This window comes from Pseudarthrobacter sp. Pseusp20, from assembly GCF_059492155.1.
This window is the reverse complement of the sequence record NZ_CP168521.1, coordinates 3341387-3356322: the sequence shown is the minus strand read 5'-3', so window position 1 is coordinate 3356322 and position 14936 is coordinate 3341387. Positions and strand designations below refer to the sequence as shown.

Genomic DNA, 14936 nt, shown 5'->3' with positions numbered 1-14936 from the left:
GATGGTGCCATGCTGCTCCTTGAGCTCGTCAACACCGCGGAGGCCGTCACCTCCACCCGCTCCCGGCTGGCCAAGGTGGATGCGCTGGCCCAGCTGCTGGGCCGGCTTGAGCCGGCGGAAATCCCGACGGCGGTGGGCTGGCTGGTTGCCAAGCCCCGCCAGGGACGCGTGGGCGTCGGATGGAGTGCCGTGGCGGCGGCCAAGGAGGAACCCGCCGTCGAACCAACCCTCACCCTGGCCGACCTCGACGCTGCCCTGGACCGGCTGCTTGCCACGGCGGGTACCGGATCGGGCGCGGGGCGCGCGGCCACCCTCCGGACGCTGATGGCGGCAGCCACTGCTTCTGAGCAGGCCTTCATTGCAGGTGTCCTGGTTGGCGAGCTGCGTATAGGAGCCCTGGAGGGAGTGCTGACGGATGCCGTTGCCCGCGCTGCCGGGAAGCCCGTTGCCGCCGTACGGCGCGCTGCGATGCTTTCGGGCGACCTGGGCGGAACAGCCCTGCTGGCCATCACGGGCACCGAAGCCGAGCTGGACGCCGTCGGCCTGGTGGTTGGCCGCCCCGTGCAGCCCATGCTGGCGGCCACCGCGGCCAGTCCCAGCGCAGCCCTGGAGGCGACCGGGGAGGCCTCGGTGGAATACAAGCTCGACGGCGCCCGCATCCAGGTGCACCGGTCCGGCGACGACGTCAGCATCTACACGCGCAACCTCGCCGACGTCACCCACCGGCTCCCCGAGGTGGTGGACCTGGTTCGCGGGCTGCCGCTGCGGGACGTGATCCTTGACGGCGAAACCCTGGCCCTGGACGAGGAAGGCGGCCCGCGGCCGTTCCAGGAAACCATGGCGCGCTTCGGTGCGGATGCCGCGCGTGAGACGGTGCTGCATCCCTGGTTCTTCGACGTGCTGCATATCGATGGGCGGGACCTGCTTGATGAGCCGCTGTCCGCCCGGATCAGTGAGCTCGAGCGGATCGCGCCGGAGCACCGGATACCGGGGGAGGTCACGGCCGATCCCGCCGTTGCGGAACGGGTATCGCAGGAGGCGCTTGCCGCAGGCCATGAAGGCGTTGTGGTGAAGGCCATCGGTTCCACCTACGCGGCCGGCCGGCGCGGAGCCAACTGGGTGAAGGTCAAGCCGGTGCTGACGTACGACCTGGTGGTGCTCGCCTGCGAATGGGGGTCCGGGCGCCGCACCGGGATGCTGTCCAACCTGCACCTGGGCGCCCTTGACCCCGCTGGGGAGTTCGGAGAACCCGGCGGCTACGTGATGGTGGGCAAGACCTTCAAGGGCCTCACCGACGAACTGCTGCGATGGCAGACGGAGAGGTTCCAGGAGCTTGAGGTGCGGCGCACGGCCGGCACGGTGTGGGTTGAGCCGGTCACGGTGGTCGAAATCGCCATCGACGGCGTGCAGCAGTCACCGCGCTATCCCGGTGGCATCGCCCTGAGGTTTGCCCGGGTCAAGCGCTACCGGGACGACAAGGCTGCGGCCGAAGCAGACACGATCCAGACCCTGCGCGCCCTGCTGCGGCCGTAGCGCACCGCGAATGCGGAGGCTCCTTAGTTGCGGGCCCCGCTCCGCTGGCGCCTCAGGTTCCGTGCCACCCCGTGCGGCACGCGCCTCGAAATTATGCGGTAGAAAAGCAGTACCGCGAGGGCGGCCACCACGATGCCCACGAGGTTGAGCAGCAACTGGAGCGCCGAGCCCGCAGCCTTCTGGTATTCCCCCAGGACCAGGGCCACCGCAACGTACCCTGCCGCCGGAACGGTGGTCACCGAGATGAAGACCCCGATCAGGGCCGCGGAGCGCCGGCCGATGATGGAGAGCATTCCCGCGATGCCGGCCAGGACGGCAACAATCAGCGAATACGGACCCGGATGGTAGATGAATTCCACCGCGGAACCCTTGTCCAGGGCATCCCGCGGGAAGAGACCGAGGGGCACCGACAGCCACGCCGTCAGTGCCGCCAGCAGCATGGCCACGGGGAACCCGACACCCAGGGCAATGGCAGCACGGCGGCCAAGCTTCCACTGCCGGGTGGCAAGCGAGACGGCGAGGGCGGCCAGCGGTCCGAACTCGGGACCTACCGCCATGGCTCCCACAATCGCGATGGGGGAGTCCGTCACGATGCCGATCCCGGCAAGCTGGGTTGCGAGCACCAGGAAGGCGAGGAAGTTCCATGTCAGGCGGGAGTCCTCTCCGGTTTGCCGCGTCACGTCGTCCCAGATCACTGCGTCCGCACCGTCCCCGGGGGCGGCCCGCTCCGCCCGGTCGGCTTTCTTTGACAGGACTAATTCCGGCGTGGACATGGCAATGGATCCAACGTCCTGGACCTTCAGGATCTCCAGCTTCTCGAGGAGTTCCTCCACTGACTCCCGGGCGATCAGGACCTCGATAACGTCGCCTTCCGGGACCACCGACGCACCCGCAACCAGCGCAACCTCTGCCGCACCCCGCTGGTCCCGGCACGTCTTCAGCGTCACGGCGGACAGCTCGCCGGGCACGCAAATCCGCAGTTGGACAACCACGCCGTCTCCCTTCGATGATTGGGCCCAGCATAGTCCGAACAGGTGCGTTGATTGGCCGTTGCTGACCGCCTTGGCTAGGCTTGATGCTTTGGCTGGCGGGCGTCCTGAGAGGTTCTAGTGTCGATAACGGAAACGTCGAAGGCACCTGAACCCCCGTCCAGTGCCGCGAACAGGAAACGGAAACCCACTTTCCGCCCCGAGGTCCAGGGGCTCCGGGCCCTGGCTGTCCTGATGGTGGTGGCGTACCACGTGTGGCTGGGCCGCGTGTCCGGCGGCGTGGACATCTTCCTGCTGATCTCGGCGTTCCTGCTCACGCTTTCCTTCGTCCGCAAAGCCGAATCCGGCCACCCTTTCAAGCTGATGGCGCACTGGCTGCACCTTTTCAAGCGACTGCTGCCGGCCGCCGTCGTGGTGATCCTTGGAGTGCTGGCAGGCACCTGGCTGATCCTGCCGCAGGGCCGCTGGCCACAGGTGCTGGACCAGGCCTGGGCGTCCCTCCTTTACCGGCAGAACTGGCTCCTGGCAGACAATGCAGTGGACTACTACGCGCAGGACCACGCCGGAGCCAGTCCGCTGCAGCACTTCTGGTCCCTGTCCATCCAGGGACAGGTCTTCATCCTGTGGCCACTGATCTTTGCCGCGACCGCTGCGTTGCTGAACCGGCTGCGCCGGGTTCCCCGCCTGCAGGGGCTGACCTACCGAGGGCTGCTCGCCGCAGTCTTTGGAACGGTTTTGGCGGTGTCGCTTGCCTACTCCATTGACCAGACCGCCGGCAACCAGGCCTCCGCCTACTTCGATACCCGCGCCCGGCTTTGGGAGTTTGCGCTGGGATCGTTGCTGGCACTGGTGCTGCCCTACGTCAAGCCCGGCCGCGTGGTGCGGGTGGCCCTGGGCTGGGCCGGACTGGCAGCCATGGTGTCCTGCGGGCTGGTCCTGACCGTCGACCGGTCCTTTCCCGGGTACGTGGCGCTCTGGCCCACACTGGCCGCGGCGGCCATCATCATTGCAGGGCAAACCGGCAGCCGGTTCGGCGTGGACCGGCTCCTCAGCAGCCGCCCCGCCGTCGCCCTGGGTGACAACTCCTACGCCCTCTACCTCTGGCACTGGCCGGTCCTGGTGCTGGCGCTCGCGGCCACCGGCGTGGAGGCACCCAACCTCAAGCAGGGACTGGGCATCGTCGCTGCCTCCATCGTGCTCGCTGTCCTGACCACCCGCTTTGTTGAAAAGCCGCTGCGCGACTGGCATTGGCCCAAGCTTCGCGCCTGGCGGACCGCCGTCGTTATTGTTGCCTGCGGTGCCTTGCTGGCTGGTCCCGTGGCGGTTTGGCAGACATCGCTCACCGCAGAGGAAAGCGCGACGGCGGCACAGCCCCGTGAGCTGACGCCGGGGGCCCTGGCGCTCACGCCGGAGAACGAAAGCACGCCCGCGCCCAGGGCCAGGACCATCCCCGGGCCCACCGCCCTGGACAACGACTGGGCCGGGATCGACTCGCCCTGCACAGGTGCCAACGCCACGGGCGATCCCATCCTGGAGGGGTGCCGGCAGGAGCTTCCGGAGGAACCGTCCACCCGGCGCATCGTGGTGCTGGGCGACTCCCATGCCCAGCAGTACCTGGCAGCGCTGGCTCCCGTGGCGGCCGCGCGTGGGTGGGAATTGGTCACCCTCCTGATGCCCGCATGCCGGTTCGGCGCCGAATCGGAGACCAGGAATGCCGAATGCAACGCCTACAACAAGGCCAGCTCCGCCTACGTCCTGGAACACCGCCCGGATGCGGTGTTCACCGTGGCAACGCTGACCCATGAGGATGCCCCGTTCGAAACGGAGGTGCCGGGGTACCTTGACGGCGTCAAGCCGTTCGCCGACGCGGGGATCGAGATCGTGGGAATCCGCGACAACCCGAGATTCACCTTCAACATGCCCCAGTGCGCCCAACGGAACGGCGCCGGCGCGGCTGCCTGCAATCCATCGCTCGCCGAGTCCCTGGTGGAGCCATCGCCACTGGAGAACTACCGCGGCAAGCTGCCCGGGCTGCACCTGATGGACATGAGTGACTTCATCTGTGCCCGGGGCGTTTGCCCTGCGGTGGTGGGGAACGTGTACGTCTACAAGGACGACAACCACCTGACCAGAACCTATGTGGAGACCATGATCCCCATGTTCGAGCAGCGGCTGCTGGCTGCAACCGGCTGGAGCTGAGCCGGCCCTAAGGGTGGGTGGGGGCGTGCGGTTGCTCACATTACCGGCGTGGAATAGGGGGATCGGCGCCGAGGTTCTAATATTTACTCAACACTTTCTGCCCCCGGAACGCCGTCCTGCACGGTGGTCCCGCAGGATCGTCTGCACAGGCCAGTTCCGTAATAACGGGCTGGTCATCGGCTGCAACCCCTACCCGTGACCCAGCAACCAAGGTAAGAGGCGCACTCATGACCGAGCCCGAACACAACCCCTTTGGCTTCATCGGCCTGACCTACGATGACGTCCTGCTCCTGCCGGGCCACACCGACGTGATCCCGTCCGAAGCAGACACCTCCTCGCGGATCTCCAAGCGGATCACGGTGCAGACCCCGCTGCTTTCCGCCGCAATGGACACCGTGACGGAATCCCGCATGGCTATCGCGATGGCCCGCCAGGGTGGCCTGGGCGTGGTGCACCGCAACCTGTCCATCGCCGACCAGGCTGACCAGGTGGACCGGGTCAAGCGGAGCGAGTCAGGGATGATCACCAACCCGCTCACCATCCGTCCCGAGGCCACGCTGCGGGAACTTGATGACCTTTGCGCCCACTACCGCGTCTCCGGCCTGCCCGTGGTGGACGAGGACAACCGCCTGCTGGGCATCGTCACCAACCGCGACACCCGCTTTGTCCCCGAGTCCGATTTCCCGCTGCGGCTGGTCAGCGACGTCATGACCAAGATGCCCCTGGTCACCGGACACGTGGGAATCAGCCGCGAGGAAGCCTCGCACAAGCTCGCAACCAACAAGATCGAAAAGCTCCCGCTGGTGGACGAGCAGGGCCGGCTCAAGGGCCTCATCACCACCAAGGACTTCACCAAAGCCGAGCAGTACCCGCTGGCCACCAAGGACGACGAGGGCCGGCTCCGCGTGGGTGCTGCCATCGGCTTCTTCGGTGACGGCCGGGAGCGGGCCATGGCCCTGGTGGACGCCGGCGTCGATGCCCTGTTCGTGGACACCGCCAACGGCCACTCCCAGGGTGTGCTGGACATGATCCGCCGGCTCAAGTCCGACCCCGTGGCCGCCCACGTGGACATCATCGGCGGCCAGGCTGCCACCCGCGAAGGCGCCCAGGCACTGATCGACGCCGGCGCGGACGGCATCAAGGTGGGTGTTGGTCCGGGCTCCATCTGCACCACCCGCGTGGTGGCCGGCGTGGGCGTCCCGCAGATTACCGCCATCTACGAATCAGCCAAGGCTGCCATGCCGGCCGGCGTGCCGCTGATCGCCGACGGCGGCCTGCAGTACTCGGGCGACATCGGCAAGGCACTGGTGGCCGGAGCCGACACCGTCATGCTGGGATCGCTGCTGGCGGGCTGTGACGAGTCCCCGGGCGAGCTGATCTTCGTCAACGGCAAGCAGTTCAAGTCCTACCGCGGCATGGGCTCCCTGGGCGCCATGCAGTCCCGCGGCAAGAACACGTCCTACTCCAAGGACCGCTACTTCCAGGCGGACGTGTCCGGCGACGACAAGCTGATCCCCGAAGGCATCGAAGGCCGCGTTGCCTACCGCGGGCCGCTGTCCTCGGTGGCGTACCAGTTGGTGGGGGGCCTGCGCCAGACCATGTTCTACACCGGCGCACCGACCATCCCGGAGCTGAAGGCCCGCGGCAAGTTTGTCCGCATCACGTCTGCCGGACTCAAGGAATCGCACCCGCATGACATCCAGATGACCGTGGAGGCGCCGAACTACGGTTCGCGCTGATCCCGGTGGCTTAATGCTGCAGAAGGAGGTGGGGAATTCCCCGCCTCCTTCCGCATTCAAGCCCCTATACCGCCGGCTGCAGTTCCGACGTCAGCTCCTCAAGGGTGGGCGGATTGGCGCCCGGGCGGCTGACCGTAATCGCGGCAGCCTTGGATGCCATCCTGCCCAGGGTTTCCAGGACGGACGGCGCCAAGCCATCGGTGCTCCGGCAGAGCAGGCCGTAGATCAGGGCCGCCATATAGGAATCACCGGCTCCGATGGTGTCTGCCACTACCGTTCGAACGGACGGAATCTGCACCCGTGTGTCGGGTGTTGCCAGCAGCGAGCCGGCTGAACCCATGGTGACCACAGCCATGCCCGCACCAAGTTCCAGGATCCGCGCCGCGGCGTCCTCGAACGCCACCCCCGGGTAGAGCCACCGGGCATCCTCGTCGCTAAGCTTCAGCACGTCCGCCAGGGGAGCCAGGTCTTCGAAAACAGCGAGGGCTTCCGCGTGGCTGCCCAAGAGTGCGGGGCGGATATTGGGATCGTAGGAAACCAGGCATTCACGGTGCGCCCGTTCCAGGAGGCTCATGACGGAACCGGCTCCGGGCGCCAGGAAGCTGGCGATCGAGCCGGTGTGGAGCACCTTGGGAAAGGTGGCGGGGTGCACCGGCGGCAGCTCCCAGGAAACGTCGAATTCGTAGCTGGCGGACCCGTCAGCGCCCAGCGTGGCGGTGGCGGAAGCCGTGCGGCCCGGTGATTTCGACCCTGGCAGCAGCGCAACTCCGGCGCTGCCCAGGTGACGCTCGATCAGGGCGCCGCGTTCGTCGTCGCCTATTGAGGTCAGGAGGCTGGTTCGCACGCCCAACCGTGCCAGCCCGTAGGCGACGTTGGCCGGGGAACCGCCGGGGTGCTCCGCCGTGCCTTCGGAGGTGCGGACGACGTCGACGAGTGCTTCGCCAACCACGATGACATCGGGAGTGGAGGCGCTGGTGCCGGAGCCACTGGTGTAGGGCATGGGAGCAAACTTTCGTGAAGACGGGCGCGGACCTGCCGCCCGGGGCAGGCGAGCAGGTCCGCGAACAGGAAGGGGAGTGAAGGAAAGCGGTCGAACGCGGATCAGGCCGTGGCGGCGCCGGTCATGATGGCCACCGCGTCGGTCATGCTGTGCGACTTCGGAGTGATCGTGGCGGCGCATTTGCCGAGACGCTGGATGTGGATCCTGTCGGCAACGTCAAACACGTGCGGCATGTTGTGGCTGATCAGGATGACTGGAAGGCCTCGGTCCCGCAGATCCCGGACCAGCTGGAGGACCTGGTTCGACTCCCGAACGCCCAGTGCCGCGGTGGGCTCGTCGAGCACCACCACCTTGGAACCGAACGCTGCTGCCCTTGCCACAGCCACGGCCTGGCGCTGTCCGCCGGAGAGGTTCTCCACTGGGACGGTGACATCCTGAAGGGTGGAAATTCCGAGGCGGGTGAGCTCCTCCTTCGCCTTACGGCGCATCCCCTTGGTGTCCAGGACCCTGAAGATGGACCCGAGCGGTCCGGCCACCCGTTCCTCCCGGCCCAGGAACAGGTTCGACGCCACGTCCAGGGCCGGCGAGACCGCCAGGTTCTGGTAGACCGTTTCGATTCCATGCGCGCGGGCATCCTGCGGACGCTTGAAGTGCACCGGCTGGCCGGAAACCAGGAGCTCGCCCGAGTCCGGAACCTCGGCCCCGGTGAGGCACTTGATGAGGGTGGACTTGCCGGCGCCGTTGTCGCCGATGATGGCCAGCACCTCGCCCGGATACAGCTCAAGGCTGACACCGTCAAGGCCAACCACCTTGCCGAAGGTCTTGACGAGGTTCCGCGCCTGGAGGATCGGCTGCCGGGTTTCGGTCTTGGGGGATTCAATCCCGGTGGAGGTCATGACTTCACCTTTCGGATCCACTGGTCGATCGACACAGCGATGATGATGAGGACGCCGACGGCGAGGGTTTGGAACAGCACGTCCAGCCCGGCCAGGGAAAGCCCGTTGCGGAAAACGCCCACGATCAGCGCACCGAGGAGGGATCCCCAGACGGAGCCGCGGCCGCCGAAGAGACTGGTCCCGCCAATCACGACGGCGGTAATGGAGTCCAGGTTCAGGTCCACCCCGGCGTTGGGGCTTGCTGCGTTGGTACGCCCGATCTGGATCCACGCTCCGATCGCCAGCACCGCGCCGGCCGCGAGGTAGACGCTCATCAGGACGCGGTTGACGGGGATACCGGCCAGGCGGGCGGCTTCCTTGTCATCGCCGACTGCGTACACGTGCCGCCCCCACGCCGTCTTGCCCAGGATGAAGGCGACCGCCACATAGAGCAGGAGCATCATGACCACGCCGGTGGAAATGCGAACGGGCCCAAGGGGGAACGTGCTGCCCATCCAGGTCAGGAGCCCCGGCATGCTCGAGCCACGGACCGTGGAGCCGCCCGAGTAGAGCAGGGTCAGGGCGATGAAGATGTTCAGGGTTCCCAGCGTCACGATGAACGGAGGGAGCCGGAACCTGGTCACCAGGAAGCCGTTGACAGCCCCGGCGGCAAGTCCGACGACGAGCCCCGCCACCAGTGCGATGGGTCCCGGCATGCCGTTGTTCACAGCCAACTGCGCCACCACCATGGAGGCCAGGATCATCACGGCGCCCACGGAAAGGTCGATTCCGGCGGTGAGGATGATGAGGGTCTGGGCGATGGCCAGGGTTCCGACGACGGACACCTGCTGGGTGATCAGGGACAGGTTCTCGAACCGCAGGAAGCGGTCATTGAGCAGGCCGAACACCACCACCGCCACAATCAGGACGATGGCCGGGCTCAGTGCCGGGTAGCGGTGCAGCACATTGCGGATGCGGCTAAGGGGAGTTTGGCGGTCGAGGAATTCCTCGGCCAGGTCGGTGGGCCCGGTAACCGGCGGGCCTGCGGTTTGTTGCTGGGTCATCGTTGCTCCTGTGACAGTTCGGGGCTTACTTGCCCCAGCAGATCTGGGTGGCGTCCGTGGTCGTGATGCTCTTGACGCCGTCAGCCGCCTTGTCGGTGACCAGTTCGACGCCGGTGTTGAAGAAGTCCAGGCCGGCAGAGTTTTCGGGCTTCTTGCCGGTCTTGGCGAGGTCGACGATTGCCTTGACGCCCAGTTCGGCCATCTTGACCGGGTACTGCTGCGCGGTGGCACCGATGATGCCGGACTTGACGTTGTTCACGCCCGCGCAACCGCCATCAACGGAGACCACCAGCACGTCCTTTTCCTTACCTGCAGACTTCAGGGCTTCAAAGGCGCCCGCTGCGGCCGGTTCGTTGATGGTGTAGACGACGTTGATGTTCGGATTCTTGGAGAGCAGCGTTTCCATGGCGGTTCGGCCACCGTCCTCGGCGCCCTGCGAAGCCTGGTTGCCCACGATCTCGTACTCGCCGCCCTTGCCGCCGGTGTACTTTCCGGTCTTGGCTTCGTCGCCGTTCTTCTTCTTGTCGGCGGTGTCAACGCCCAGGCCGGTCAGGAAGCCCTGGTCGCGGTTGTAGTCAACTGAGACAACCTTGTCGTCGAAGAGGTCGATCAGCGCGATGGTGGCCTTCTTGCCGCCCAGCTGCGCCGCGGTCCACTTGCCGATCAGCTCGCCGGCGGCGAAGTTGTCGGTTGCGAAGGTGATGTCGGCGGCATCGGCCGGGTCCGGCGGGGTGTCCAGTGCGATGACGAACAGCCCGGCGTCCTTCGCCTTCTTCAGGGCGTCGACGACGGACGGGCCGTTGGGCGTGATGAGGATGCCTTTGTCGCCCTTGGAGATGGCGTTTTCGATTGCCTGGATCTGGGTGTCTTCGTCGCCGTCGGCCTTTCCTGCCGCGAGCTTGAGGTCGATGCCGTCCGTAGCAGCCGCCTTCTTCGCACCCTCCTGCATGGAGACGAAGAACGGGTTCGACGTGGTCTTCACGATCAGTGAGACACCGATTTTCTCCGAGGAAGTACCGTCGGTGGAGCCTGTTGCGGAAGAGTTGCCCCCGCAGGCCGAGAGGCTGAGGGCGCCCAGGGTCAGGACTGCGCCGATGGCGAGGGAACGAGTAACAGTGTGCCGCGGGGTTTTGGAACTCAACATTGAATCTCCTGGTCTCAGGGCACTTAGCGTGCCTGACAACGATGTCATCGCTCATGTAATCAATGTCACAGGGTAGAGTCAAGTGTGAATCAATGATGAAGAGCGAGGTATTGACAACGATGTCTAATCGTTACCAGTCCGAGGTCAGTACGAACCGACCCACCATGCGCCATGTGGCCGCCTTGGCTGGCGTTGGGATCAAGACTGTTTCCCGGGTGATGAATGACGAGCCCGGCGTTTCGGAGGCCACGCGCCAGCGTGTCCTGGGAGCTTCCCAGCAGTTGCACTACCAATTGGACATGGCGGCGGGGAGCCTGCGTCGCGCCGGCCGAAAGACCTTGTCCATCGGGTTGCTGCTGCCCAGCGTTGCCAACCCTTTCAGCAGCGAAATCCACCGCGCACTGGAAGACGCCCTCGCCGAGCGCGGAATCGCCGTGTTCGCTGCAAGCCTCGACGACGACCCCGAGCGGGAGAAGGCCCTGGTGGGAGCGTTCCTCGGGCGCAGGGTGGATGGCATGGTCCTGACACCCATTGCCAGGAGCCAGGCCTACGTGATCCCTGAGCACTCCCGGGACCTGCCCCTCGTCTTCATCGACCGCGAGCCGGTGGGGATCGAGGCCGACGCTGTGGTAACCGACAACGCTGCCGGCTCTGCGCGGGCTGCAGCCCATCTCCTCAAGCACGGCCATACCAAACTTGCCTACCTGGGTGACCGCCCTGATATCCAGACTGCCCGCGATCGCCGCAGGGGCTTCATGGAGGAACTCGGCCGGGCGGGCGTTGCCACCGGTTCTGTTCCGGTTCGCGATGGCCTGCACGACGAAGAATCAGCGCGGCTCGCTGCCCACGAAGTCCTTGCGTCCGACAACCCGCCTACTGCCATCTTCTCCAGCCAGAACCTCGTGACGTTCGGCGTCATGAGGGCACTGCGTGAACGGGGAGCCAGCCACCGGGTGGCGTTGGTGGGCTTCGACGACTTCACGCTCGCCGACATGATGGACCCGGGCATCACCGTCATCGCACAGCATCCTGACCGGATCGGGAAGCTCGCCGCTGAGCGGTTGCTCGCCCGCATGGACGGCGACGACAGCGCTCCCCAGACTTATGTTGTCCCCTCGGAACTGATCGTGCGCGGCTCGGGCGAGCTGCCGCCGTCGAACTGACCCACCCACAACAGAAAGAAGCAAGCCCATGACCAAAACACTGTATGCAGAATTCACCGTCAAGCCCGGAAGCGAAGGACGCGTCGCGGAGATGATGCGGGAACTGACGGAGCGCGTGCGCCGCGAGCCGGGCAACGAACATTTCCTTCCGTATACCCGGGAGTCCAACCCGCGTGAGTACTTCGTATTCGAGGTGTACCGGGACGACGACGCTTTCCAGGAGCACATCACCGCCGAATACGGAGCCACATTCAATGCCGAGCTGGCGCGGCACATCGAAGAGGACGGGTCGGTCCTGACCTGGCTGCAGCCGGTGGAATAGTTTCGCCGGGGGCTTCAGCATGCCCGGCCACCGGATGCCGCCGGCTGGGCATGCTGAAGCCTGCTTTCTCAGCCCCGGGCCTTCCCTCCGGCGTTGACCGCCTTGAGGGACGCCAGGAACATGGCCTGTTTCATCGGTGTGACGGTGAGCGACTTCAACTGCGCAACGCCGCCCTCGGCGAACAGCGCTACCTCCTTGGCTCCGTCCGCAGGGAAGACCTGATCGGTGATTGTCCGCAGTCCGCCTTGGGCGAAGACTTCCACCGAGGACCTGTCCACGTAGATCCGGAGGGTCACATTTCCCTGGGCATCCACGCTGACCGGTGCCGAATCGACCGAGGCAAACAGCGGATGGAAGCCGACATTGCCCGAATTCGCGCGATCGACATAGACCTCTTTTGTGGCGGCGTCGTAACCGACGGCTGTGGACGATGATCCGTTTCCGAATAGGGTGATCCCGGACTTGGCCGCAGTGCCGGGAGCGAAGGTCACATCGATCCGCTGCACATCCCCCGACGCCGCGGAAGGCAGGGGATGCGTTCCGGGAGTGATGGTCCCGCCTGCGGTATTCCGGTAACTGGGCGCAGAGGCCAGCCCGTCCACCTGCTTCACTGCCTGCTGCGTCAGCCGCGGGCCGTCCGGCGTTTGCGTCAGGCCGATCTCTCGGGGCAGCGACATCGCGCTGCGCCATGGGAAAGTGGGAATGCTGTTGGCGTAGTCCCAGTTGTTCATCCAGCCGAGCATGACCCGCTTATCTTCGGGCATGTTGCCGAAGGAAACCGAGGCATAGTAGTCGCGGCCACAGTCCAGCCAGTCATAACTGTTGAGGCGCGGCCGGGCCGGCTGCGGGGAAGCGGTGAACTCGTCGGCCAGGATGTGTCCCCAGCCGAACCGGTTGTTGTCCACGACCCTGATCTGCGCTTGGCGGCCGCGGAATTCCGCCACGTTCCACGAAGCCCAGTCCAGCACCTCACTGTTCGCGCCGGTAGCTGTGCGCACCACTTTGCCATCCACCACCAGGTTCACGGTGGTTTCGTCCGAGCGCGGCACCGCAGCCTGGTCGGTCAGCATGACATGGTCAGCGGTGAGGTGCCCCCAGCCGCCGGTCGCCTGGTCAACGATTCGAAGCCGGGCCTGCTTGCCCGCGAATTCGGAGACATCCCAGCCCTTCCAGTTGAGCGCGCCGGCGTCGTCCCCGGCCAGGGTGCGCACCACGTTCCCGTCCACCAGCAACTGGGCCTCCAGTACTTGCCCGGAGTCCGGGGAACGGTGCCCGCCGCCCACCAGCATGCTCACAAAGTTCCGGGAGAGCGTGAACTCGGGGGAGGTCAGGCTGCCTTGCCGGTCGTCACCCGGGGCCGCGCCTGTTTCGAAGGTGTTGATGCGTTTAGCGCCGATGTAGTAGTCGCCTCCCGCCGTGGCGGGCTGATACGACGGCGCGAGGTCGCCCGTGCCGGTCCAGCCGGCTTCGGCGAGGGTAGTGCCGTCCGGGACCTCGAAGCCATTGAACAGCAGGTCTCCCGGCGGCGGCGTATTGTCCAGCTTGTCGGAGACCCGCGGATGCTGGCCTCCACCCACCAGGAAGTTGATGTAGTCGCTGTCTACGGTAAAGCCAGGCGAGGACATGGACCCCAGGGGCCAGTCGCCGTCGTTGAAGGAATTTATCAAGCCCGCGCCTACGAACCCGCCAACGAGGTTTTGGCCCGGCAGGGTTCCGGCTGCCGGAGCGTCAGTGAAGGGTCCGTTCTTCCAGTTGCCGGGTTCATTGCTCACGGCCCACCCGTTGTATGTGCCGTCGTTGAATCCCGCCACGGGGGTTCCGGAGGGTAGCGCATCGCTGGGTTTCGTGGTCTCCGAGGTAAACGTGACGCCATCGAAGCTGCCCACGAAGTACTGACCCGCCGAGCCTCCAGCCACCCCGCCGGGATTGATATTGACCACCATGACCCATTTGACGTTGTTCGGGTCTCCGTCAACGGCCAGCGGGAAGAGGTCGGGGCATTCCCATAGTCCGCCCGTGGCATTGGCGGGCCCGAATTCGCTCAGGGCCGTCCAGTCCTTGAGGTTGGTTGACTTGTAAAGCAGTACTTTGTGGTCCAGGGCCTCAACGGCCGCCATCACCCAGTAGCCGCCTTCGGCAGTGCTGTACCAAAACACCTTTGGGTCCCGGAAGTTGGCGGAGTTCCGGTTCAGGACCGGGTCCGCACTGTATTTGGTCCAGGTTTGTCCGTCATCCAGGCTGTAGGCCAGCGACTGGGCCTGGAGCCCGCGGTGCGGCGAGGCGTCTTTGTAGGCACTGGTGTAAATCGCAATCAGCGGCGGGTTCTCCGTAGTCCCCAGACCGGACGTATTGTTCTTGTCCACCACAACGCTGCCCGAGAACACGTCCTCCTGGGTATCCGTGGAAATGGCGAGCGGCTGCTCCTGCCAATGAACGAGGTCAGTGGAGGTGGCATGTCCCCAGGACATGTTGCCCCAGGTGTTTCCGGACGGGTTGTGCTGGAAGAAAAGATGGTAGATCCCCTTGTGGTAGACCATTCCGTTGGGATCGTTCATCCAGTTCTTGGCCGGCGAGAAATGGTACGCCGGCCTGTAGGTTTCCTGGCCCAAAGTGCTGCCCGTGGTGGGCCCGGGGGGAGGATTCCCGTCCGACTTCCCTGCAATCGCAGGTCCAGCGCCGGCCAACGCTCCGGTCAATATCAAACCCGTCAGCGTCAGGGCCGAAAGGAGCCGCGTGCTTCCCTTTTGTTTTCTGTGCATTTTGAGGTCGCCCTTCATCGCGCGTTCAGTTAGACAACGATGTCAATACGTGACGGAGCGTAGGTTAAGTCCACGAGACAAGTCAACGAACTCCGGCGGCCGGGCATCGGCAAGGACCTGGCTGCTTTCGAGCCCGTCTGACCGGCACG

General features: G+C 65.6%; 11 protein-coding genes. 5 read left to right on the top strand and 6 right to left on the bottom strand.

What is annotated here, in order from left to right:
* The first annotated feature begins 9 nt into the window (after nt 1-9).
* The gene (locus tag ACEN9K_RS15445) at nt 10-1533 is read left to right on the top strand and encodes an ATP-dependent DNA ligase (RefSeq protein ID WP_495634621.1); all 1524 of its coding nucleotides are present in this window, start codon (nt 10-12) and stop codon (nt 1531-1533) included.
* Between the two features lie 23 nt (nt 1534-1556).
* Here ACEN9K_RS15445 and ACEN9K_RS15440 read toward each other — a convergent pair whose 3' ends face one another.
* Nucleotides 1557-2525 (bottom strand): DUF389 domain-containing protein, encoded by a 969-nt coding sequence (locus ACEN9K_RS15440; protein ID WP_495634620.1) that lies wholly within the window; start codon nt 2523-2525, stop codon nt 1557-1559.
* Nucleotides 2526-2642: 117 nt separating this feature from the next.
* Here ACEN9K_RS15440 and ACEN9K_RS15435 point away from each other — a divergent pair, with 117 nt between their 5' ends.
* Both ACEN9K_RS15435 and guaB read left to right on the top strand, forming a co-directional pair.
* Nucleotides 2643-4721, top strand: coding sequence for an acyltransferase family protein (locus tag ACEN9K_RS15435; protein ID WP_495634619.1), 2079 nt, complete (start codon nt 2643-2645; stop codon nt 4719-4721).
* Nucleotides 4722-4948: 227 nt separating this feature from the next.
* A complete protein-coding gene (guaB, locus tag ACEN9K_RS15430) occupies nt 4949-6460 on the top strand; it encodes an IMP dehydrogenase (RefSeq protein ID WP_495634618.1) in 1512 nt (503 codons plus the stop codon).
* Between the two features lie 64 nt (nt 6461-6524).
* On the opposite strand, the gene ACEN9K_RS15425 is transcribed toward guaB, so the two are convergent.
* The 4 genes from ACEN9K_RS15425 to ACEN9K_RS15410 form a co-directional block, all read right to left on the bottom strand.
* Complete coding sequence (locus ACEN9K_RS15425; protein WP_495634617.1) at nt 6525-7460, bottom strand: carbohydrate kinase family protein; 936 nt, start codon at nt 7458-7460, stop codon at nt 6525-6527.
* A gap of 101 nt (nt 7461-7561) precedes the next feature.
* The gene (locus tag ACEN9K_RS15420; RefSeq protein ID WP_018769213.1) at nt 7562-8356 is read right to left on the bottom strand and encodes an ATP-binding cassette domain-containing protein; all 795 of its coding nucleotides are present in this window, start codon (nt 8354-8356) and stop codon (nt 7562-7564) included.
* Entirely contained in the window at nt 8353-9399 is a 1047-nt protein-coding gene (locus tag ACEN9K_RS15415) for an ABC transporter permease (RefSeq protein ID WP_495634616.1), read from the bottom strand. The genes ACEN9K_RS15420 and ACEN9K_RS15415 overlap by 4 nt, the downstream gene beginning before the upstream one ends.
* Before the next feature lie 25 nt (nt 9400-9424).
* The gene (locus ACEN9K_RS15410) at nt 9425-10543 is read right to left on the bottom strand and encodes a substrate-binding domain-containing protein (RefSeq protein ID WP_268001705.1); all 1119 of its coding nucleotides are present in this window, start codon (nt 10541-10543) and stop codon (nt 9425-9427) included.
* 164 nt (nt 10544-10707) lie between these two features.
* On the opposite strand from ACEN9K_RS15410, the gene ACEN9K_RS15405 reads away from it, so the two are divergent.
* Nucleotides 10708-11706: a LacI family DNA-binding transcriptional regulator gene (locus ACEN9K_RS15405; RefSeq protein ID WP_495635712.1), complete on the top strand. Its 999-nt coding sequence runs from the start codon at nt 10708-10710 to the stop codon at nt 11704-11706.
* Between the two features lie 28 nt (nt 11707-11734).
* Entirely contained in the window at nt 11735-12028 is a 294-nt protein-coding gene (locus tag ACEN9K_RS15400) for a putative quinol monooxygenase (RefSeq protein ID WP_018769217.1), read from the top strand.
* Nucleotides 12029-12096: 68 nt separating this feature from the next.
* On the opposite strand, the gene ACEN9K_RS15395 is transcribed toward ACEN9K_RS15400, so the two are convergent.
* A complete protein-coding gene (locus ACEN9K_RS15395; RefSeq protein WP_495634615.1) occupies nt 12097-14805 on the bottom strand; it encodes a GH32 C-terminal domain-containing protein in 2709 nt (902 codons plus the stop codon).
* Nucleotides 14806-14936: the final 131 nt, after the last annotated feature.

Bases quoted from the DNA above. Each gene is read 5' to 3' on its own strand.
- guaB (WP_495634618.1), top strand. From the start codon at position 4,949: ATGACCGAGCCCGAACACAACCCCTTTGGCTTCATCGGCCTGACCTAC.
- ACEN9K_RS15395 (WP_495634615.1), bottom strand. From the start codon at position 14,805: ATGAAGGGCGACCTCAAAATGCACAGAAAACAAAAGGGAAGCACGCGG.
- ACEN9K_RS15400 (WP_018769217.1), top strand. From the start codon at position 11,735: ATGACCAAAACACTGTATGCAGAATTCACCGTCAAGCCCGGAAGCGAA.
- ACEN9K_RS15410 (WP_268001705.1), bottom strand. From the start codon at position 10,543: ATGTTGAGTTCCAAAACCCCGCGGCACACTGTTACTCGTTCCCTCGCC.
- ACEN9K_RS15415 (WP_495634616.1), bottom strand. From the start codon at position 9,399: ATGACCCAGCAACAAACCGCAGGCCCGCCGGTTACCGGGCCCACCGAC.
- ACEN9K_RS15405 (WP_495635712.1), top strand. From the start codon at position 10,708: ATGCGCCATGTGGCCGCCTTGGCTGGCGTTGGGATCAAGACTGTTTCC.
- ACEN9K_RS15425 (WP_495634617.1), bottom strand. From the start codon at position 7,460: ATGCCCTACACCAGTGGCTCCGGCACCAGCGCCTCCACTCCCGATGTC.
- ACEN9K_RS15445 (WP_495634621.1), top strand. From the start codon at position 10: ATGCTGCTCCTTGAGCTCGTCAACACCGCGGAGGCCGTCACCTCCACC.
- ACEN9K_RS15420 (WP_018769213.1), bottom strand. From the start codon at position 8,356: ATGACCTCCACCGGGATTGAATCCCCCAAGACCGAAACCCGGCAGCCG.